The sequence below is a fragment of the Streptomyces hoynatensis genome, from assembly GCF_003626535.1.
Lineage (GTDB): Bacteria > Actinomycetota > Actinomycetes > Streptomycetales > Streptomycetaceae > Streptomyces > Streptomyces hoynatensis.
In genome coordinates this window covers 385,027-405,830 of the sequence record NZ_RBAL01000001.1, presented here as the reverse complement: position 1 = coordinate 405,830, position 20,804 = coordinate 385,027, and the positions used below count along the sequence as shown (strand labels likewise).

General features: G+C 76.5%; 19 protein-coding genes. 5 read left to right on the top strand and 14 right to left on the bottom strand.

All coding sequences use genetic code 11. The annotated features are described in order from the left end of the window. Positions 1-4: 4 nt before the first annotated feature. The 8 genes from D7294_RS33900 to D7294_RS01760 form a co-directional block, all read right to left on the bottom strand. Positions 5-715, bottom strand: coding sequence for a helix-turn-helix domain-containing protein (locus D7294_RS33900; protein WP_194117718.1), 711 nt, complete (start codon positions 713-715; stop codon positions 5-7). A gap of 233 nt (positions 716-948) precedes the next feature. Then, positions 949-2,097 carry a DNA polymerase III subunit beta family protein gene (locus D7294_RS01790; protein ID WP_241562034.1) on the bottom strand — a complete coding sequence of 383 codons (1,149 nt, stop codon included), beginning with the start codon at positions 2,095-2,097 and terminating at the stop codon, positions 949-951. A gap of 33 nt (positions 2,098-2,130) precedes the next feature. Beyond that, a complete protein-coding gene (locus D7294_RS01785) occupies positions 2,131-2,694 on the bottom strand; it encodes a hypothetical protein (protein ID WP_147450753.1) in 564 nt (187 codons plus the stop codon). Positions 2,695-2,878: 184 nt separating this feature from the next. Beyond that, complete coding sequence (locus tag D7294_RS01780) at positions 2,879-4,471, bottom strand: alkaline phosphatase D family protein (RefSeq protein ID WP_479681722.1); 1,593 nt, start codon at positions 4,469-4,471, stop codon at positions 2,879-2,881. Positions 4,472-4,818: 347 nt separating this feature from the next. Continuing rightward, positions 4,819-5,730 (bottom strand): hypothetical protein, encoded by a 912-nt coding sequence (locus D7294_RS01775; protein ID WP_147450752.1) that lies wholly within the window; start codon positions 5,728-5,730, stop codon positions 4,819-4,821. A gap of 31 nt (positions 5,731-5,761) precedes the next feature. Next, on the bottom strand, positions 5,762-6,109 hold the full coding sequence (locus tag D7294_RS01770; RefSeq protein ID WP_120675270.1) for a DUF1330 domain-containing protein: 348 nt from the start codon (positions 6,107-6,109) through the stop codon (positions 5,762-5,764). A gap of 283 nt (positions 6,110-6,392) precedes the next feature. Next, positions 6,393-7,649: a hypothetical protein gene (locus D7294_RS01765; protein ID WP_241562033.1), complete on the bottom strand. Its 1,257-nt coding sequence runs from the start codon at positions 7,647-7,649 to the stop codon at positions 6,393-6,395. Positions 7,650-7,786: 137 nt separating this feature from the next. Then, positions 7,787-8,701, bottom strand: a complete 915-nt coding sequence (locus D7294_RS01760; protein ID WP_241562032.1) for a S1 family peptidase — start codon at positions 8,699-8,701, stop codon at positions 7,787-7,789. Between the two features lie 311 nt (positions 8,702-9,012). Between D7294_RS01760 and D7294_RS01755 the strand changes: the two genes are divergently transcribed. Further along, positions 9,013-9,678: a hypothetical protein gene (locus D7294_RS01755; protein ID WP_120674629.1), complete on the top strand. Its 666-nt coding sequence runs from the start codon at positions 9,013-9,015 to the stop codon at positions 9,676-9,678. 182 nt (positions 9,679-9,860) lie between these two features. On the opposite strand, the gene D7294_RS01750 is transcribed toward D7294_RS01755, so the two are convergent. The 3 genes from D7294_RS01750 to D7294_RS01740 form a co-directional block, all read right to left on the bottom strand. Then, positions 9,861-10,766: an alpha/beta fold hydrolase gene (locus D7294_RS01750; RefSeq protein ID WP_120674627.1), complete on the bottom strand. Its 906-nt coding sequence runs from the start codon at positions 10,764-10,766 to the stop codon at positions 9,861-9,863. Between the two features lie 440 nt (positions 10,767-11,206). Next, the gene (locus D7294_RS01745; protein ID WP_120674625.1) at positions 11,207-12,061 is read right to left on the bottom strand and encodes an alpha/beta fold hydrolase; all 855 of its coding nucleotides are present in this window, start codon (positions 12,059-12,061) and stop codon (positions 11,207-11,209) included. Between the two features lie 126 nt (positions 12,062-12,187). Further along, a complete protein-coding gene (locus D7294_RS01740; protein ID WP_174248253.1) occupies positions 12,188-13,342 on the bottom strand; it encodes an MFS transporter in 1,155 nt (384 codons plus the stop codon). 233 nt (positions 13,343-13,575) lie between these two features. On the opposite strand from D7294_RS01740, the gene D7294_RS01735 reads away from it, so the two are divergent. Then, positions 13,576-13,944: a MerR family transcriptional regulator gene (locus D7294_RS01735; RefSeq protein ID WP_120674621.1), complete on the top strand. Its 369-nt coding sequence runs from the start codon at positions 13,576-13,578 to the stop codon at positions 13,942-13,944. 120 nt (positions 13,945-14,064) lie between these two features. Continuing rightward, on the top strand, positions 14,065-14,730 hold the full coding sequence (locus D7294_RS01730) for a GNAT family N-acetyltransferase (protein ID WP_120674619.1): 666 nt from the start codon (positions 14,065-14,067) through the stop codon (positions 14,728-14,730). 153 nt (positions 14,731-14,883) lie between these two features. On the opposite strand, the gene D7294_RS01725 is transcribed toward D7294_RS01730, so the two are convergent. Beyond that, positions 14,884-15,852 carry a LysR substrate-binding domain-containing protein gene (locus D7294_RS01725; RefSeq protein WP_120674617.1) on the bottom strand — a complete coding sequence of 323 codons (969 nt, stop codon included), beginning with the start codon at positions 15,850-15,852 and terminating at the stop codon, positions 14,884-14,886. A gap of 291 nt (positions 15,853-16,143) precedes the next feature. Here D7294_RS01725 and D7294_RS01720 point away from each other — a divergent pair, with 291 nt between their 5' ends. Then, positions 16,144-17,085, top strand: a complete 942-nt coding sequence (locus D7294_RS01720; protein ID WP_120675266.1) for a serine hydrolase — start codon at positions 16,144-16,146, stop codon at positions 17,083-17,085. A 353-nt stretch (positions 17,086-17,438) separates the two neighbouring features. Further along, positions 17,439-18,413: an MBL fold metallo-hydrolase gene (locus tag D7294_RS01715; RefSeq protein WP_206619445.1), complete on the top strand. Its 975-nt coding sequence runs from the start codon at positions 17,439-17,441 to the stop codon at positions 18,411-18,413. A 178-nt stretch (positions 18,414-18,591) separates the two neighbouring features. On the opposite strand, the gene D7294_RS01710 is transcribed toward D7294_RS01715, so the two are convergent. Further along, positions 18,592-19,548 (bottom strand): C-terminal binding protein, encoded by a 957-nt coding sequence (locus tag D7294_RS01710; protein ID WP_120674613.1) that lies wholly within the window; start codon positions 19,546-19,548, stop codon positions 18,592-18,594. Further along, positions 19,545-20,762, bottom strand: a complete 1,218-nt coding sequence (locus D7294_RS01705; protein WP_158674545.1) for a fumarylacetoacetate hydrolase family protein — start codon at positions 20,760-20,762, stop codon at positions 19,545-19,547. Before D7294_RS01705 ends, D7294_RS01710 begins: the two co-directional genes overlap by 4 nt. Between the last annotated feature and the right edge of the window lie 42 nt (positions 20,763-20,804).

Sequence of the window (20,804 nt, the reverse complement as noted above, 5' to 3'; positions counted from 1 at the left end):
GGGCTCAGGCGGCCAGGCGGACCTCGCCCTGCTGCGGGGCCGCCGGCCCGCGCCGGCGGGCGCGCAGCCGGCTCACGGCGGAGGGCACCGAGGAGGGCGCGCAGGACGGCGCCGGGGAGGCGGCGGAGGAGACCACGGAGGGCGCGGAGGACACGGAGGACACGAGGGGGGTCTCCGTGGCGGCCGCCGGGGCCGGCTGCGCCGCGGGGCCGGCCGGGCGCGCGGCCTGGGGCGCGGGGCCGGTGGAGACCAGGGAAGCCGTGGCCGGTTCGGCCGCGCCGCCCTCGCCCGCCGCCCGCCGGGCGGCGGCCTGCTCGCCGGCGGCGGCCTCCTTGCCCGCGACGCCTTCCCGTTCCGGCCGCGCCCGGCCCCGCCGGGCGGCTGCGGCCCCGCCCGCGGGCCGGGAGAGGCCGGCCAACTCGCCCTGCACGAGGCCGAGCAGGTCCGCGAGCCGCAGCCCGAGGGCCTTGGCCGCCGCGGCGAGGACCTCGGAGGAGGCCTCCTTGCGGCCGCGTTCCAGCTCGGACAGGTACGGCATGGAGATCCGCGCCTCGTCTGCCACGTCCTGCAGGGTGCGCTCCTGGGCCAGGCGCTCGCGCCGCAGGACGCCGCCCACCACGTGCCGCCACAGCGGCTCCTTCGCGGCCTCGGCGGGGGCCGCGGCGACCGGACGCAGGGGCAGGACTCGTGCTCGATGCGACGCGTGGCTTTCCATCTCTTCAGAGTAGGAGCGTTGCCGCGCCGCGCCAGCCGACGGCGTTCCGCCACCCGCGAAATCGGCGGAACGCCCCGGGCGGGCGGCGCGGCGGCCACACCACGGCGCGCGGGGGCCACACCACGGCGCGCGGGGGCCACACCGCGGCGCGCGGGGGCGGCCGGCCGGCGCGCGCGGATGCGGCAGGGCCCTGCGGTGGGCGGCGGGGCGGCCAGGTGGCCGCCCGGCCCGGGCTAGGCGCTCAGCCGCACCGGCATGAGGATCGAGAGGCGCCGCTCCTCGTCGGTGGGCACCCGGATCGCCAACGGCGTGGTGGGCTCGCCCAGTTGCAGGACGAGGCGGTCGTGGGCCGCCGCGTCGATGGCCTGGAGGAAGTAGTGGCGGTTCACGGCGATCGCCCCCTTTTCCGCGGCCCGCGCCGGGTCCGCGGCCACGGCGAGTTCCCCCTCGGGGGTGAGGGTGAGGACCGTGACGGGGAACTCCTCGCCGTCCTGCTCGCGCCGCTCGGTCAGGACCGGGCCCCGGCGCACGGCGGCGCCCAGGGCGGGCGCGTCCACCGTGACGCTGCGCCCCTCGGGCAGCGCCACCAGCCGCCGGTAGTCGGGGAACTCGTGGGGAAGGCGCCGGCCCGAGGCCGTGCGGCCGGCCGTCCGCAGGGTCACCAGCTCGCCCTCGACGGCGAGTTCCGCGGCGTCCGCCTCCCGGCCGGGGCCTGCGGCAAGCAGCGCCCGCATCGCCTCGGCGAGCGGGGTGGGCACCAGCGCCCTGGCCGCGGGTCCCTCGTGCCCGGCGGGGACCACGGTGGCCTGGGCCAGCCGGTACCGGTCGGTGGCGACCAGCCTGAGCCTGCCCTCCGACGCGTCGAAGTCGAACAGCACGCCGCCCAGGGCGGGCAGTTCGGGGTCCGTGCCGACGGCGAAGCGGACCGAGTCGAGGGCGGCGGCCAGTTCTGCGGCGCCGGCCGACAGCCTGGTGGGCCGGGCCGGGGTGGGCTCTGCGGTGGGCGGGGTCATGGGGCTCTCCCTGGAGTCGAGTAGGGCGTGGACGGCGGAGAGTTCGGCCTCGGCCTCGGCGAGGCGGGTCCGAAGGCGGCGCCGGTGCGCGTCGAGCAGGCTCCGGGCGAGCGAGTCGTCCCGGCCCTGCAGGCTCGCGAGGAGGAGCCTGATGTCGGAAAGCGGCATCCCCGCCCCGCGCAGCCTGGCGAGCAGCCTGGCCTCGGCCAGCCGCCCCGGGCCGTACCAGCGGTAGCCGCTCGCCGGATCGACCCAGTCGGGCGCCAGGACCCCCGCCCCGTCGTAGAACCGCAGGGCGCTCACCGGCAGACCGCTGGCCTTGGCCAGCTGCCCGATGGTGCGCCCGGTTTCGTGCGTCTCTCTCTCCACGCGGCCACTCTCGGGGCTCGACCCGGTCGAGGGTCAAGCGCCGCCACGCCGCGGGTGGCGCAGCGGCCTGGCCTCGGGCGCGGGCTCGCGCCAGGCGAAGAACGCGAGGCAGGTGGCGGTGGTGCAGGCCAGGGCGAGCCCGAACAGGACGTAGGTCTGGGCGTCGCGGGAGGCCACGGTGAGGCTGGTGCCCAGGGACAGCAGCGAGCTGAAGGGGAACGCGGCGCGCAGGCCGACGTACGAGGCGCGGCCGTGCGGCAGCGGGTGCCGCTGCACGTAGTGCTCCCAGGACATGGCCTCCAGGCCCACCCGGCGCTCGACGTGGACGCGGATGTAGGAGGCGATGCGGTGGATGCGGGAGGTGTGGTGGAACCAGCTCAGGAAGAGGATCAGGGAGAGCAGCGGGTGAACCAGCACGATGGGGGCGCTCCGGGTGCCGAGGCCGACCGTCATCACGGTGCCCAGGGAGGCCACGGTCAGCCCGACGTGCTGGAACTGGAGCTCGACCAGCTTGAGTATCTCCTCGCGCAGGGAGGCGTATTCGGCGGCGGTCAGCTGGGGCACGTCCACGTCCCGCCGCGCGGCGTCTTCTGTCATGGCAGGTGCATGACCCGACCGCGGGTCGCCCACACCCGCGCGCCGCGCCCGGCACCTCCCTCCCCGCGGTCCTTCGCGGGGCCGGGGCGGGGAAGGCCCGCGGGACCTCGGGAGCCCGGCGCCCGCGGTCCCGGAGGGGCCCCCGCGGTCCCCCCGGAGGGGCCCCCGCGGTCCCTGAGGGGTCTCAGGCCGGGTGGGCGCCCGGCCGGTCGGGGGCGACGGCGAAGCGGGCCGCGGTGCCGACCGGCGCCCCGGGCGCCGTCACCCGGGGCACGGTGCGGTACTCGGCCAGGAACTCGCCGCCGGTGAGGCGGCAGACCGTGTAACCGCGTTGCGCGTTGTGCCACTTCAGGTGCGGGTTCACGCCGGGCGCCAGGATGGCCTCGCCGATCGCGTCGTTGCTCGCCCCGTCGCCGCCCGAGCTGATCGACGTGCCGGCGAACTCCGTGGCCACCACCGGCGCGCCCGGGTCGCCGAAGTCCGTCTTCAGGTCGGCGACGACGCTGCGGTGGATGTCCCCGGTCAGCACGACGGGACCCGCCACACGCCGCTCCGCGAGGCCGCGCAGCAGCCGGTCGCGGGCGGCCGTGTAGCCGTCCCACATGTCCAGGCCCACCGAGAGGACCCCGGGGTCGGGGTCGTGGTCGACCTGGGCGATCAGCGTCTGGTTGGCCAGCACGTTCCAGGTGGCGCCCGGCGCGGCCGCGCCGTCGAGCAGCCACCGCTCCTGGCCCGCCCCCAGCATGGTGCGGCCGGGCGCGGCGCGTTCGGCGTCGCAACCGGGCTTGGTGCCGTCCCCGCAGACCTGGTCGTCGCGGTAGGAGCGGGTGTCGAGCACGTGCAGCCGCAGCAGGCGGCCGAAGGACAGCCGCCGGTAGAGCCGCGCCCGGGCGCCGTTCGGCTTCTGCGGCAGGCGCAGCGGCAGGTGCTCCCAGTACGCCTGGAACGCGGCGGCCTTGCGCGCGCGGAACGCGGCCACGTCCCCGTCGGGGAAGCCGTCCGCGTCCACCTGCGCGACGTCGCCCGCCCAGTTGTTCTCGACCTCGTGGTCGTCCCAGGTCAGCACCCAGGGGAACGCCCGGTGCGCGGCCTGGAGATCGGGGTCGAGGCGGATCAGCGCGTGCCGGTTGCGGTAGTCGGTGAGGGTGCGGGCCTCGCGCTGGAAGGAGGAGTCGAGGCGGAGTCCGCGCACCCCCGCGGTGGGGCCGACCCCGTACTCGTACAGGTAGTCGCCGAGGTGCACCACGAAGTCCAGGTCCTCGGCGGTCAGATGGCGGTAGGCGGTGTAGAAGCCCTCGTACCAGCACTGGCAGGAGGCGAAGGCGAAGGACTGGCCGGCGGAAGTGGCGGGCGCGGGCGCGGTCCTGGTGCGGCCGGTGGGGCTGAGGTGCCCTTGCGCGCGGAAGCGGTAGAAGTAGGCGCGGCCCGGCTCCAGGCCGCGCGCCTCCACGTGCACGGAGTGCGCAAGGCGCGGCACGGCGCGCGCGGTCCCCTCCCGCACCACCCGCGCGAACCGTTCGTCCGCGGCGACCTGCCACTCCACCTCCACCGCCGCGTCCGGCATGCCGCCGCGGCCGTCGAGGGCGAGGGGGTCGGGGGCGAGGCGGGTCCACAGCAGGACATCCCCCGGGCGCGGGTCGCCCGAGGCGACGCCGAGGGTGAAGGGGTACGCGGCGCGCCGGGGGGCGGCGCCCGCCGCTCCCGTCCCGCGGGCAAGGAGGCCGCCGAGGGCTGCGGTGCCCAAGAGGACGCGGCGTCTGGAGAGTTCGGTCACCAGGGCACGATCGTGGCGGGCGCCGCGCTTTCCGTGACGCCACGCCCGCGCGCCGGGCCGCCTTTGCCCGGTCAGCCGGGCGCGCGGGCGCCCCGGACGCGCCGTGGACCCGCCGTTGGCATGCCGTGCGCCCGCCGCGGGCGTGCGGGCGGGCGTGCGGGCGGGTGTGCGGGCGGGTGTGCGGTGGCGCGCTGTGGGCGTGCGGTGGCGCGCTTGTAGGCGTGCGGTGGCGCGCGGGCGGGCTTGTGGTGGCGCGCGTCGGGCGTGCGGCGGGGGCCTGGCGCCGGAGTCCGGGTGGCCGACGTGCCGCCGGGCGCGCGCCGGGGGCGTTGCCGGCGAGGTGCCGGGGCTCAGGCGACGGTGAGGTTTTCCCTGGCGTTCCGCAAGAGCTCGTCCAGGGAGATGCCCCAGGGCCGGAAGGGGTCCTGGGTCCAGTAGCTGTCCTCTCCCCCGCGCACGGGGATGCGCAGGGCGCGCGCCGCCACCTCGGGCTCGGGGCCGGCGAGGGCGTATCCCAGGCAGGTCTGGCACAGCGGCTGCGGCCGGCGGGAGTCCTTCGGGCCGAGGGACAGCGGGTGGCGGGCCTCGGCCCGGCCGTGCAGCGGGTTCAGCACGCAAAAACGCGCGCCGCCCGCCACCGGCGTGCCGCTCTCCAGCGCGTCGCGGCCGGCGCGGCTGAGCACGGCCGCGGCGAGCAACTCGCCCGCGCCCAGGCCGTAGGGCACGCGGCCGGGCCGGGCGCGCGCGGTCAGTTCGCGCGCCACCGCGAGGCAGTCGGCGGCCTGGGCCCGCGCGGGGGACTCGCCGGGGTGGGCCTCGAGGGCGGCGGCCAGGGCGTCGTTCGCCTCCCGGGCCGCGCGCTGGAGCTTGCCCACGGACATCCGCTCCTCGGTCCGGTAGGCCTGCTCGCCGCGCGCCCGCATCGTCAGCGCCCGCACCACGAGCAGCAGGAGCATCACCAGCAGGCCGCCGACCAGGCCGATCAGTATGGCGCCGTCGCGCAGGCCGCCGAAGAAGTCCCCTTCGAGGAGGGCGGCGTCCTTGCTGCTGTTCAGGTGCAGCGTGAACCCGGCCAGCAGTGCGGCGCCCACCAGCAGCGCGGCGCCCACCGCCCACAGCGGCGACGCGGCGCGCGACTTGTCCGGCCGGGTGCGGAAACCGCGCCGCCAGCGCGGGAGATAGGCGCCGACGAGCACGAGCAGCACGGGCAGCCCGCCCACCAGCATCCCGGCCACGCGCCGGTACGTCTCCACATCGTCCACGGTGGTCACCCCCTGTGTCGTCGGGGGAACTCTACGACCGGCCGGGCTTCTCGCGCATCGCCGCGGCGGTCGTTCTCGGGTCGTAGTGGGGCGGGACGCCGTCGACGAGGATGACGTCGCCCTCGATGTGGCGGGTGCGCAGGGGCAGGATCTCGCGGTACTCCTCCGACTCGTACCAGCCGCGGGCCTCCTTCATCCCCGGGAACTCCAGCAGGACGGTGTCGCCCTCCCACTGCCCCTCGACGACCTCGCTGCGGCCTCCGTGGATGAGGAACCTGCCGCCGAAGGGATCGAGGGTGGGCTGGATGAGCTCGATGTAGTCCGCGATGTCGGGGTGCTCCCGGCGGACGCGGAGCCGGGCGAGCGCGTAGGCGGCCATGGTGATCACGTCTTCCCGTCTCGTGCCTTCTCGGCGCCGTGGCGCCCTTGACGGCTCCATCCTGCGCCCGGGGCCGCGGGCGGGTCGATGACTCCCGACGTCATGCGGCCGGGGACCGACGGGCCCGGCGGGCGGAGCCCGGCGCCCGCGCGGGCCCGGCGGGTGCGGGCCCGGCGGGTGCGCGGGCACCCGGCGGGGGCGTGCGCGCCCGCGCGGGGGCGTGCGAACCCCGGTGGGCGCGTGCCAACCCCGGTGGGGGCGTGCGCGGGCGCGCCGGACCGGCTCAGCCGCGGAGTCGGCCGTGGCCGGGCAGCACGCAGGCGCGCCAGGCGTCGAGGAGCCGCGCGGCGGAGCCGCCGACCGGGCCCACCGCGTCGGCGAGGGTGGCCGCGTCGGGCAGGTGGGCCGCCGCCACGGCCGGAACCGCCGCCGCCGGGTCGCCGATCGTGGCGGAGCAGACGGCCAGCAGGTAGTCGGGCACGGTCAGTTCCGGGTCGGTGCAGCCGACCACCGGGGTACCGACGGCCGTGACCAGCGGGAACACGGTGCCGGGGATGCCGATGGCGGCCTCGGCGCGGGCGGAGGCGGTGACCGAGGGGTCGGCGCTGATCTCGTACGCGTCCCACAGGCTGCGGTCCTCGCGGGGGTGGATGCCGACGAGTATCCGCCTGCCCGCGGCGGCCAGCCGTGCCGCGCTGTCGAGCAGGAGCCGGGTGCCGGGGGCCGCGTCGCCGGTCGCGTCGGGGTAGGTGACGCTGGTCAGCACGAGGACCAGCCCGGGCTCTGGCCGGCGCGGCGGCAGGTCGTCGGTCTGCGGGGAGCCGACCACCTCGATCCGCCTCCCGGTGCCGAAGTAGCGGGCGAACGCGCGGCCCTCCGCCGCCGAGGAGGCGGTGAACAGGCGGATGCGCGGCCGGAGTTCGTGCGCGCGTTCTGCCTCGGACGGCTGCTGGTAGGCCAGGGCTGAGGCGGCCAGCGGGAGCCGCCGGAAGCGGGTCGCGCAGTCGGCGGGCCAGTCGCCCGCGCCGGTCACCACCAGCAGGTCGGCGTCCGGGGCTTCCCCCGGGGTGGCGACGGGCACCGGGTCGCCCGCCTCGATCTGCGTGTGGTCGGGCACCAGTTGCACGAGGTCAACCCGGCGGCGCGCGGCCTCCTCGAGGAGCGGGCTGACGTGGTAGGTGCCCCACGGCTCGTTGGTGGCGACGAGGACGCGCAGCCGGCGGCCGTGCGCCCGGGAGGCGGGGGGCGCCGCGGGGGGCGCCGCGACGGCGGGGCCGGCGAGGGCGGCCGTGGCGGCGCCGCCGAGGAGCCCGCCGAGCACGGCGCGCCGGCGGAACGCCCCCGCGCCCGCTGCCCTGGCCCCGGGCGCCGGGACCGCGGCGGCGCCCCCGGGCCCGTGCGCGAGGGCGCGTTCCGCCTCGTTCCCCGAACGGTTCGCCGGGTGGTTCCCGGCCGCGTTCCCCGAGTGGTTCCCTGCCGGGTTTTCGGCCTTCCCCTGGGCCCTGGCCCCGGCTCGTTGCCGCATGCTCTTTCCGATCATGGCCGGAACGCTATGCCCCGGAGCCGACCAGGACGTGAACGCCCACGGAACGCCACCGTCCGGAAAGCACCCACAAGCCGGGCCGGGCAACTCGGGCGGAACGGGGGTGGGTGCGGGACCGGGCCCGTGGTACGGACTCAGGGAAGCGTGGCGCCGTACGCGCTGAGGATCTCGGTGACGGGCTGGAAGAAGCTGGTGCCGCCGCCTGCGCAGTTGCCCGAGCCGCCGGAGAGGATGCCCACCGCGTAGCTGCCGGTGAACAGGGGGGCGCCGCTGTCGCCCGGCGCGGCGCAGATCGTGGTCGCAATGAGACCGGAAACGATGTCCCCGTTGCCGTAATTGACCGTGTAGTTAAGGCCGGTGACCGTTCCGGAATGGCAGCCCGAGACCGCCCCCGCCATCCAGACCGTCATGCCCACGGTGGGGTCGAGGGCACCGTCGATCTCGACGACCGTGCCGTTGCACTCGATCGTGCCGGGGAAGGGCACGGTGCCGTCGTCGTAGGCCACGATGCCGTAGTCGTTCGCCGGGAAGCTGGCGCTCACGGTGGGGCCGACGTAGTCGGTCAGGCCGGGGTCGGCGTACCAGGTGGGCAGCCCGTCCGCGCAGTGCCCCGCGGTGAGGAAGTAGTACGCGCCGCCCACCCGGACGTCGAAGCCCACGGTGCACCGCTGCCCCGAGTCGGCGTAGACGGCCTCGCCGCCGCTCAGCAGGGGGCGCAGCGCGCCGGGCACGCGTGTGATGCCGAGCGCCCCCGCGAGCGCCCCGGCCTCCTCCCGTAGCCGGGCGAGTTCGGCCGTGGACACGGTCTCGTCGGCGAGGACCCGGAGGCTCCCGCTCGCCGGGTCGGCCGCCCAGGCGGTGCCCGGCACGTCGGCGGCGCGCATCGCCTCGCCGAGGGCCGCGAGTGGCGCGGCCCCCGGCCGCTGGCCGGCCTCGGCGGCGCTCGGCAGCAGCAGGGCGGCGAGCGCCGTCACGGCGGTTGCGGCGACGGCGAGGAACCGGCGGGGACGGCGCGGGGTTCTGTGGCGGCTGGGGTGACGACTGGGCACGACGGCCTCCTCCAAATAGAGCATGGACCTGACAACTTCCCTGGTGGCGTGGCCCCTACGCGCGGGCCGGGTCGCCTCTTTCGGCCCCGTTGCGGGCGTGCGCCGCCGCGGGAACCGGACCCGGCGGCCACGGCGTCCTGTGCGGGCGACGCGGTCTGCGCCGGGAACGGCCGTGGGGCGCGGCACCGTTCGGGGAAGGGCCGCGGCGGGCGGGCGCGGCGGGCCGGCGCCGGGCTTGGGGCGGGCCCGGGGCGGGCGCAGCGTGGGGCGCCGGGGCGGCGCCGGGGGCGGGAGAGAAGAGGGGGGCGACGATGCACATCAGGCGAAGCCGGGCGGCAATCCTGGCCCGGGCGGCGGGCCTCGCCGCGTGCTGCGCGCTCGCGGCCTCCGGGTGCGAGGACGGCGGCCGCCCCGGGGAGCGCCACGGCCGGTGGGACGCGGACGGGAGCGAGACCGCCTGGCACCATCTCGGCGGCGGACCGCTGCCCACCTTCCGCATCGAGCTGCCCGCACAGTGGCAGGTGAGGGAGGGAGGCGCGCCGGGGCCCGAGACGGGCTGCGACGCGGTGGCCTGGCACGTCCTCGACCGTCCCGAGGAGGAAGCAGACGCCACCACCCTGTTCACCCTCTACTCGCTGGACCTCGCCTGCCCGATCGACGCCGAGACCAACGAGAGCCCGATCAACGGCCGCCACGCCGCCTTCCGTTCGGCCGGGGACGTCCCCCAGGGGCCGGTGGCCACCTCCGTCGTCGACACCGCGCTTGGCCAGGCCCTCGCGTTCACCCAGACCTACACGGAGTGCACCAACAGCTGCCGGGACTTCGGCGAACCGGCGGTGCTGATCACCCTCGACGCCCCCACGGCGCAGGACCACCAGGCCCTGGTCCTCACCTCCTTCCGCGGCGAGTCCTCCGAGTCCGAGCTGACCCGCCTGGCGAGGGAACACCTCGAAATCGGCGCGGCCTCCGGGGCGTAGCGGCCGGGGCCGGGGCCGCCTGCCGTCGGCGGGCGGCGGCCTTTCGCGCCGGGCGCGGGCCGCGGGCGGGTCCGGAGTTCGCGCCGGGCGCGAGTCGGGGGCTGGTGCCGGGCGCGGGCCGGGGGTTCGCGCCGGGCGCGGGCCGCGGGCGCGTCGGGACCGTCCGTGCGCCCCGCTCGCGCCTACTCCCGCTCCCGGCGCGCGGTGTGCCGGAGGATGGCCGGAATCGCGATGGGCCAGGCCGCGTGCGGGGGCGTCTGGTGGCCGACGCCCTCCAGCGGGATCAGGCGAGCGCCGGGAATCGCGGCCGCCAGCGCCTCGGCGTGCGGAAAGCGGAAGAGGGGGTCCTCGGTGCCGTGCAGGATCAGCGTGGGGGCGGCGATCTCCCCCACCGCGTAGTGGGAGGTGTCGCCGCCGTCGAGCAGCCAGTGGTTGGTCATGCTGGCGGCGATGTCGGTGCTGCGGTCGAAGACCCGGGCGGCGAGGGCGCGCAGCCGCTCCTCCTCGAAGGGGAGCGAGCCGGCGAACGGCCGCTGGCCCTCGACCAGGTAGGTGATCACCGCCTCCCGGTCGGACCAGTCCGGCTGGGGCGCGGGGGCGTCGAGCACCGCGCGCAGCCGGTCGGCCATGGGCGGCAGCTCGACGTCGAGGGGGCCCAGGGCGGTGGTGGCGATCAGCGTGAGCGTGGCGACGCGCCCGGGGTGGTCGAGGGCGAGGCCCTGCGCGATGGCGCCGCCCATGGAGACGCCGACGAGGTGGGCGCGGTCCAGGCCGAGGGCGTCGAGCAGGCCGAGGGCGTCGGCCGCGAGGTCGGGGCCCGTGTACGGCGGGGCACCGGCCTGGTAACTGACCGAACGGCCGGTGTCGCGGTAGTCGAACCTGACGACGAACCGCGGGCCCGCGGCGAGCCGCTCGCAGAACTCCTCCTCCCACCAGTCCATCGAGCTGGAGGCGCCTCCCAGCAGCAGGAGCGCGGGATCGGACGGCCTGCCGAAGGTCTGCAGGCACAGCCGCACGCCGTTGACCTCGGTCATCCGCTCCCGGCTCCGCGGCACGCCGCCGCCCGGCGCCGCTTCGCTCGTCACCATCTGGCTCTCCCCTGCTTCCGCCACCGCACCCTGCTCGCGCCCTCCTCCATCCGGCCCGCCTTGCTCGTCCTGCTCGTCCCGCTCATCCGGCTCGTCCTGCTCATCCGACCTGTCTTGCTCGTCCGGCTCGTTCTGCTCATCCGATCCATCTTGCTCGTCCGGCCCACAGGCCCCATTCCAAACCCGTCCCCCGCCCACTCCCCCCATCGACACGCGCCGCCCGCCGGGGGCGGATTCCGACTTTGGGATGTGCGGGAAGCGACTTTGGAGGGTCGCGGGGGCCGGTGCGGGGCGGTGAGTATGGAGAGGTGAGGGCTCGCCGAGAAGGGGCGAGAAGGATCGAGCAGGGCCGAGAGGGCCGAGAAGGGTCCTGAGGCGTCGAGAGGGGTGGAGTCGATGGCCGGCGGAGAGGGCCGGGGGCGGTGCCGCGGCGGACAGGTTCAGCGGGGTCTGGCCGCCAGCCAGGCGAGGGCGTCCTCGGCCGCGTTGAGGACGGAGATGTGTCCCTCGTCTGGGGCGAGGCGCAGTTCGGCCGTGGGGCAGTGCGCCGTCAGCCACCGGGCGTGGGCAGGCGGGATGACGCGGTCGCGGCCGCCGTGGAGAAGGAGGAGGGGGACGGTGATGAGGGCCGGGTCGAAGCCCCAGGGAGTGACGTAGGAGAGGTCGTCGTCTATCAGGCCGCCGGGTCCCTGGTCCTTGGCCGGGCCGACGACCTCCCCGAACCACGACCAGGCGCCGGAGAGGGCCGCCTCGTCCGCGGGGGTGAATTCGGGGTCGTAGACGATGTCCGAGGCCTCGTGCCGCTCCTTCTCCTCCCGCCCGCGGGCTGCGGCGCGCAGCGAGGCCACGCCGGAGGCGGCCATGTCGGCGAACCAGTCCAGCCCTTCGGCGCCGAGGGGCGCCATCCCGGCGGCGCTGACCGCGCCGACGACCCGGTCGGGCAGCAGCGCCGCGCAGGCCAGGGCGTGCGGGCCGCCGCCGGAGTGGCCCACGGCGGCGAAGCGCCGAATGCCGAGCGCGTCCGCGACGGCGGACGTGTACCGGGCGGCGGAGGCGATGTCCCGTCCGGGAGCGGGCGTCGAGCCGCCGTAGCCGGGCCGGTCGTAGGACACCCACCGCAGGCCGAGGCGTTCGGCCGCGGCGAACAGCGGCCGTGGCGGGGCGCCGAGGTTGGGGGTTCCGTGGTGCCAGAAGACCGGGAGGGAGTCCTCGGCGCCGTCCGTGACCGTGTCGTAGACGTGCAGCCTTCGCCCGTCGCCGAGGTCCAGGTCGCTCTCCGTCACACGTGTCCGCATCCGCGCAGCCTAACCCCACATCGGAAGGAAGGGAGAAGGAGGAGGACGGCAGGCGGGAAGCGACGAGGGGACAGCGGGGCGCGGGGGCGAGGACGGGTGCGCCCCCGCCTTCCGCCCGCGCCGCACTCAGCCCGGGCTTCCCGGCCGGTTCGCCGGGAAGCCGTGCGCGCGGGCCCCGAGGACCATCGCGAGCACGGGCGCGAGCAGTCCGAGCACGCTCCAGGGGAAGGAGGCGGCGCCGAGACCGTCCAGGAGCAGGCCGCCCACGACGCCGCCACCCGCCATGGCCGCATTCCACAGGGTGACGAGCATCGCCTGCGCGGCGTCCGCCGCCTTTCCGCCCGCGTCGGCCGCGGCGGTCTGCAGCAGGGTGGGCACCCCGCCCCACCCCAGGCCCCACAGTGCCGCCGCCACGTAGACCAGCGGGTGGTGGCCCGATGAGGCCGCGAGGAGGGCCGCCGCGACGGCGACCAGCAGGGTGGCGGCGAGGGTGAGCGCGCGCAGCCGGCGGTCGATCGTGGCGCCGGTGATCCAGATGCTCAGCATCGAGGCGGCGCCGAAGACGAGGAGCACCAGGTCGGTGGCGTCCTCCATGCCGAGGTGATCGAGGAAGGTGGCGATGTAGGTGTAGAGGAGGGTGTGGGCCAGGACGAAGACCAGCGTGACGAGCAGCACCGGCGCCACGCCGGGTACGGCCGCGGCCCGCAGGATCGGGGCTCGTTCCCGCGCCGGCTGCCCGGGGAAGTCCGGCACGAGGGCCACGATCCATGCGAGCAGCGCCAGGGTGAGCGCCGTCATGAGGGCGAAGGCCGTCCGCCAGCCCAGGGTGCCGCCGAGGAAGGTGCCGGCCGGCACGCCGAGCGACAGCGCGACGGGAATGCCCGTCATGACGAGGGCGATTGCCTGGCCCTGGAGTTGTGGGGGCGCCATCCTGCGGGCGTATCCGGCGAGCAGCGCCCAGGCGAGTCCGGCCGCCACCCCGGCGAGGAACCTCGCCGCCATGGTCAGGGCGTAGTCCGGTGAGGCGGCGGTGACGGTGTTGGCGAGGGCGAAGCCGGCCATCGTCGCGAGCAGCAGCCGCTTGCGGCGCAGGCCCGCGGTGACGGCGGACAGCGGGATGGCGGTGAGCGCGGTGCCGAGCGCGTAGATCGTCACCGACTGCCCCATCGCCGGCTCCCCCACGCCCAGGTCCTCGCTCATGGCGGGGAGTACGCCCGCGGGCAGCGTCTCGGTCAGGCTGGTGAGGAAGACGGCCGTGGCGAGCGCGAGCAGCGCGGCCATCGGCAGCCGCCCGGCCGGGCGCGAGCCGGGTGGGGAGTCGGGTGGCGAGTCGCGCCGGGGGCCCGAGCCGGGGCCGGGACGCGAGCCGGGGTCGGGGGCGGGGGCGGGGGCCTTCGGGGCGGGATCGGCGGGCCGTTGGGGGCGGGGGCGGGTGGTGTCCTGAGCCATGGCCCGTATGCTCGAACCGTCACATTGATGTGAAGGTCAATCCGGACCTTTGTGAGGTGGAACACATGCGGATCGGCGAGCTTTCCGAGCGCACGGGGACACCCCGCCGGCTGCTGCGCTACTACGAGGAGCAGGGTCTGATCGCCCCGGGCCGCTCCGCGAACGGCTACCGCGCGTACGACGAGAACACCGTCGACCGCGTCCTGCAGATCAGGGGACTGCTCGACGCCGGGCTGCCGACTCGCATCATCCGGCAGATCCTGCCCTGCCTGGACAAGCCGCGGGTCATCCACTTCAGGGACGCCACCCCGGAGATGCTCGCCACCCTGGAGCAGGAGCTGAACCGGATGACCGACCGCATCAGGTGCCTGACCCGCAACCGGGACGCGATCGCCGAGTATCTCGCCGAGGTCAGCAGGCACAAGGCGGGGTAGCGGAGCGGCGCCGCGGCCGGCCACCCCGCCGGGCCCGCCGCGCCGCGGGGCCCCTCCCGGCCTGTTCCCGCACCGCCCCCCTGCGGGCCCGCCACCGGTCCGTTCCTAGACTGCGGGCTCGTGCACGTGGAGCCCTTCACCCTGTCCCCCGGCCCGCCCCGCCTCGTCCTGCGGCAGGCCCGCCTCGCCGACGCACCGGCCCTGGCCGAGGCGTACCGGGCCAGTTGGGAACACCTGCGGCGCTGGGAGCCGAGGCGGGACGCCGGGTTCTTCACTCCCGCGGGGCAGGAGGCCAGGCTGAGGGAGCGGCTGCGGCAGTTCGAGGCCGGCCAACTCGTCCCCTGGGTGCTGGCCGAGGAGCGCCCGGGGGAGGCCGGCGGCGCGGAGGACGGCGCGCGGGGCGGCGCGGAGGGTGGCACGGGGAGCGGGGCGGAGGGTGGCGCGGAAGGAGGCGCCGGCCGGGTGGTCGGCGCGGTGACGCTCTCCCAGCTCGTGCGCGGCCCGTTCCGCAGCGCCAGCCTCGGCTACTGGGTGGCGGCCTCCCACACCGGCCGGGGCCTGGCCACCGCCGCGGTGCGGCAGGTGTGCCGGTTCGCCCGCGAGAGCCTCTCCCTGCACCGGATCGAGGCGAGCGTACTGCCGTACAACGCGGCCTCGTTGCAGGTCCTGGCCCGGTGCGGTTTCGAGCGCATCGGGACCGCCCGCGCCTACCTGCACATCGACGGCGCCTGGCGCGATCACGAACTGCACCAGTGCGTGCTGCACGACGAGGAGCCCGCGGACTGACCGGACGCCCCCGGCCCCCGCGCCCCTGCCCTCCCGGCGCGGGGCGGCTCCGCCGCTCAGCCCGCTCCGGCCGCCCCGCTCACCGGGCCGGACCGCTCGCCGGAGGCCGCTTCCAGGGGCGTGGGTCGGCGGCGGTCGGCCGTTCCGGCGGGTCTACCTGCTGCCGAAGACCACGGACCAGGGCGGTGGGGCACCGGGAACGGCGAGGGCGGCCGGGGCGAGGCCGGCGGACAGCACCTCGGCCGCCAGCGCGGCGAAGCGCTCGGCCGCCGGGTGGGCGGCGCGGGCGGGCCAGGCCGCGGAGAGGGTCGCCGGCAGCGGCTCCCCGGCGAGCGGCCGCCAGGCCACGCGGGGCTGGCCCGCGGCGAGTTCCTCGGTGACGAGCGCCACTCCCCGCTCGGCCATGACCAGGCCGAGGAGGAAGTCCGGGTTGCGCGCCTCGCGCACCCGGGGCGGCTCGAAGCCGCCCCTGCGGCAGGCGTCAAGCACCTGGTCGTGGAACTCGGGGGCCGCCGCGCGCGGGAAGAGGATCAGGTCGTGGCCCGCCAGGTCGGCCAGGGCGCAGGCGGGGCCGCGGGCCAGGGGCGAGGCGCGCGGGAGGGCCACGCCGAGGCTCTCGGTGACCGCCGGGCCGAAGCGGAGCCCGGCCCCCTCGGGGACCGGGTGCCGCACCAGTCCCACGTCGAGGCCGGCGGCGGGGGACGGGTCGGCCAGCGCCCGCAGCTGCTCGGCGCTGGTCAGCTCCCGGAGTTCCACGTCGAGGCCGGGTGCCTGCGCGGCCAGCCGCCGCAGCACCTCGCGCAGCCTGGTGGCCGGCACCTCGGGCGGCACGCCGACGCGCAGGGTGCCGTGCGTGCCCTCGCGGACCGCGGCCATCGTGGTGCGCAGTCGCCGCTCGGCGGCGAGCAGGGCGCGCGCCTCGCCCACGAGCGCCCGCCCCGCCGCGGTGAGCGCGATGCTGCGCCGGGAGCGGTCGAAGAGTTCGACCCCCAGCTCGCGCTCCAGGCGCTGCACGGACTGGCTCAGCGGCGGCTGCGCCATGCCGAGCAGTTCGGCGGCGCGGCCGAAGTGCAGCTCTTCGGCGACCGCGAGGAAGTGCCGCAGGTGGCGAGAAAGGTCCACGGGGAGACGATATGACCCGTGTCAGTCGAACATGAGGCGAGGAACGAGGCCGGCCCCGGCGCGAACGGGCCGAACGCACGCCCCCGGGGCCCGGCCGGCGGGGCGGGCGCGGCTCCCCCGGTGGAGGGGGCGGGCACGGCTCGTCCCGCGGACGGGGCGCAGGCAGGTGGCGCGGCGGCGGACGGCGCCCAAGGGCCGGGCGCGGCGGCGGACGGCGTCCAAGGGCCGGGCGAGGCGGTCGAGGCGGTCGAGGCGGTCGAGGCGGTCGAGGCGGTCGAGGCGGTCGAGGGGATCTTTGCCTCGGTCGGGGTGACCGGGCGGCTGCATGTGCGCCCGCTCGGGGCGGCCGGGGACGGGCCGCGGGAGGGGCGGGGCGGCGAGGTGGCGCTGCGCGCCGACGAGCAGGTCGTGATCGCCTCGATCTTCAAGATCCTGCTGGTCCTCGAGTTCGCCAGGCAGGCCGCGACCGGCCGGCTCGACCCGCGGGAGCGGATACGGGTGCGGGCCGGGGACCGGCTCGGCGGCTGGGGCGTCGCCGGGTGCGCGGACGACGCCGAGCTCTCGCTGCGGGACCTGGCCTACTTCGCGATGTCGGTCAGCGACAACACCGCCGCCGACGTGCTGCTGCGCCGGATCGGACTGGACGTGCTGCCGCTGCTGACGGCGGAACTCGGCCTGACCAGGACGCGGGTGCGCGGCGGGCCGCGGCAGTTGCTCGAATCGATGCTCGCGGACGTGGGGGCGCGCGACGGCGGGGAGTTCGCGCGGGTGTATCCGACGCTCACCACGGAGCAGGTGCGCGCCCTGCGCGTCTTCGACCCGGAGCACACCACATCCAGCACGGCGCGCGAGATCACCCGGCTCCTGGAGCTGATCTGGCAGGACGCGGCCGGGCCGCCCGCGGCCTGCGCCGCCGTGCGGGAGCTGATGGCCCGGCAGGTTTTCTGGACCCGCCTCGGCTCCGGCTTCCCGCCCGAGGTGCGGCTGGCGGCGAAGACCGGGACGCTGCCCGGGCTGCACATGGAGGCGGGGGTCGTCGAGTACCCGGACGGCGGCCGGTACGCGATCGCCGTCTTCGCCGCCGCGGAGTCGCTGCGCAGCCGCGGCATCGACATCGATCTGGCGATCGGCGAGGCCGCCCGCACGGCCGTCGAGCACCTGCGGGCCGCCGCTCCCCCGGCCGCGCGCCACCCCGGTTTTTCCGGGGCCGACGGCCCCGGTCGGAGCCTCTGACCTGGCTCGATACCCGGACGGCTATGGGTGCGCGGGGGCCCGGGTCTTGGACGCGGCGGCGATCGGGGTGGTTGGGTCGCGGCGTTCGGGGGCGAGCCCGGACGGCCCGAACGCCGCGGGCGACGCGGCTCGACCGCCTGCCCCGAATGGCCCGACCGGCCGGGGTGGCCCGACCGGCCCAGGTGGCCCGCGGGCCCGGGTGGCCGGGATGGCTCAAGTGGCCCGGTCCACCCGGGTGTTCCGGCCGTCACGGTGGTCCGCGGCGTCCCGGTGGTCCGGGCCGTCACGGTGGTCCGGGGCGTCTCGGTGATCCGGGTGTTCTGTCCGAGTGTTCTGAATGAGGGGAGTCGAGCATGGCTGGCATGCGCATGGGACGGCGCGGTTTCCTGGCGGGGGTGGCCGGGGGCACCACGCTGGCGACGGCGGGGACGATCGGGGCGGCCGCGGCGACGCGGGACCGTGGGCGCGGGCAGCGCCGAGGGGGCTCGCGCGGGGGCGACGCGACCTTCACCTGGCTCGGAACGGCCGGCTGGCGGGTGGACATCGGCGAGCGGACCGTCCTCGTCGACCCCTTCCTCAGCCGGTACTCCACCGGTCTCTTCGACGGCACCTTCGACGAGCGGACCCCGCTGACGGTGGACCAGGCCGCCGTGGACGCGCACGTGGGCAGCCCGGAGACGGTGCTGGTGACCCACTCGCACTGGGACCACCTCAACGACGTGCCGTACATCGCCGCCTCCACCGGCGCCCGGGTCTTCGGGACCCTCACCACCCACCACCTCGCGCGGGCGCTCGGCGTGCCCTCCGCGCAGCTCGGCCCGGTCCAGGGCGGCGAGGTCCTGGAGTTCGGCGACTACACGGTGGAGGTCGTTTCCTCCCTGCACAGCCGCAACGCGAACAACAGCATCGCCTTCCCCGGCGTGCACGCCCTGCCCCTGTCCTCCCCGCCCACCGTGGTCGCGGACCTCACCGAGGGGAACACCCTCACCTTCCAGCTGAACGTGAAGGACGGGCCCTCGGTCTTCTTCATGGGCGCCAGCGACTTCGTCGCGCGCAACCTCGCCGGCCTCTCCCCGGACGTGGCGATGATCGCCGTCCCCTCCAGCGGGAGCACGCACGACTACGCGCGGCGGCTGGTCGAGGCGCTGGACGAGCCGCCCACCGTGGTGCCCGTGCACTGGGACCACTTCGAGCGTGAGCTGTCCAACCCGCCGGTCCCCGACCCGGTGACCCGGGACCGGCTGGACGCCCTCGTCGCCGCGATCCGGGAGACCGCCCCCGGCACGCGGGTGCTCCTGCCGGAGTACCTGACGCCGTACACCTTCTGAGCCGGCGCCCGCGGGTGTCGCACCACCCTCACACACCCCGCGCACCCGCGGTCGCGCCCCCGGCAGGCCGCCCCCCGAACCTGTCGGGCACGGCGCGGCGCGGGCCCGGGCGACGGGCCCGCGCCGCGCCCCTCGCGGCACCGCTCTCCCGCCGCCACCCGGCCGCTTCCCTTCACGCCTACGCGACCCGGCAGCGCAGCGGCTCGCCACTGAGGGCGCGGGCCGCCTCCTCGGCGGCCAGCCGCTGGAGCGCGTCGAGGGAGTCGGTGGAGTAGAACGCGGCGTGCGGCGTGAGCACCACGTTCGGCAGGCCGCGCAGCGGGGAGCCGGCCGGCAGCGGCTCGGGGTCGAAGACGTCGAGCGCCGCCCCCGCGAGCCGGCCGGAGCGCAGCGCCTCGGCCAGCGCCTCGGTGTCGACCAGGGGGCCGCGCGAGGTGTTGACCAGGACGGCGCCCTCGCGCATCAGGGCCAGGTTCTCGCGGCCGATCAGATGGTGGGTCTCCGGCGTGGCCGGGGCGTGCAGGGACACGGCGTCGGCCCGGCCGAGCAGTTCGCGAAGACCGACCAGCTCCGGGCCCTCCTCCGGGCCCTGCGGCGGGGTGGCGTAGGGGTCGCTCGCCAGCACGGTGAAGCCGAAGGCCCGCAGCCGCCGGTGCACCGCCCGCCCGATCTGGCCGGTGCCGACCAGGCCCACGGTGGTGGCGGAGAAGCTGGGCACGGGCCCGGCCTCGGCCGGGGTGACCCACCCGCGCTCGCGGATCGACCGGTCGTACCAGGGCAGCCTGCGCAGCAGGGCGAGCAGGCAGGCCACCGCGTGGTCGGCGACGGTCTCGGTGCCGTAGTCGGGCACGTTGGCGACGCGGACGCCGAGCGCGCGGGCCGCCTCCACGTCCACGTTGTCGTAGCCGATGCCGTAGCGGATGACGGTGCCGCCGGGCGCGAGGGAGGCGAGCACCCTGCGGGTCATCGGGGCGAAGTTGACGAAGACCACGTCGGCGCCGCGCACGGCGGCGGCCGTGTCCTCCTCGCCGACGCAGGAGTGCTCGGCGAACGCGGCGGAGAACCTGTCGGCCACGGCCCGCTCGTGGCGGACCTGGCCGAAGGCCTGGTCGGTGACGACGATCCTGGCGGTCATGACCCGAGCAGCCCCCTTGCGGCGAGGTTGGCCATCAGGGCCCGGATGCCGTAGGTCCAGGGCGGCGCCTGCTCGGCGTGCGCCACCGTGTTGACCAGGGCCCCGAGCCGGGGCGAGGAGATCGTCACCGTGTCGCCGAGGTGGTGGGTGAAGCCCTGGCCCGCCCCGTCGCGGTCGAGGGTGGGCGCGAACATCGTCCCGGTGAACAGCATCACCCCGTCCGGGTACCGGTGCAGTTCCCCGATCGTCTGCCCGACCAGGTCGAGCAGGTCGCGGCTGATCTCGCGCAGCGAGCTCACGCTCTCCAGCACGAATCCGTCGTCGGCGCCGGCGATGGTGAGCCGGATGTCGAGGGAGCGCGCGTCGTCGACGGTGAACTCCTCGTCGAACAGCCGCAGCAGCGGGCCTATCGCGCAGGAGGCGTTGTTGTCCTTGGCCTTGCCGAGGAGGAGCGCGCTGCGGCCCTCGACATCGCGGAGGTTGACGTCGTTGCCGAGGGTGGCGCCGACCGCGCGGCCCCGCGAGTCCACGGCGAGGACGAGTTCCGGCTCCGGGTTGTTCCACTGGGAGCGGCTCCACACGCCGACCTCGGCGCCGGTGCCCACCGCGGAGAGCACGGGCGCCTTCGTGAAGACCTCCGCGTCCGGGCCGATGCCCACCTCCAGGTACTGCGACCACAGGCCCTCGGCGATGAGCACCTCCTTGGCGCGGGCCGCCTCGGGCGAGCCGGGCACGAGGTCGCCTATCGCGCCGCCCACCACGTCCCGCACCCGGGCCCTGACGGCGGCGGCGCCCGACCTGTCGCCCTTGGCGCGTTCCTCGATGACGCGCTCGATCATGCTGCGGACGAAGGTGACGCCGCAGGCCTTGAGCACCTGCAGGTCGCAGGGGGCGAGCAGGTGCGGAACGTCGCGGCGGCCGTGCAGGGTGGCGTCGAGCACCTCGGCGAGTGGCCAGGTGGTGGCGGCGGGCGCGCTGCGGGCGAGCGTGCGGGCGTCCTCGCGGTCGAGCAGGTCGGCGACGGTGGGCGCGTGCGGGGTGAGGTCGGCCAGCTCGCCGCCGCGCACCGCGACGACGCACGGCCCGCCGGCGGCCGGGTCGTACAGGCGGCCGACGAGGGTGGCGCGTGCGGCGTCCTCGGGCAGCGTCCCCGGCGCCTCGGGCAGGGGTGCGGGCGTGGCCTGGGGCCGGGTCTCCGGCGGGGTGGGGGTCATGTCTGCGCTGCCTCCTGGCGTGTCGAAGTGTCGGTGTGCGGG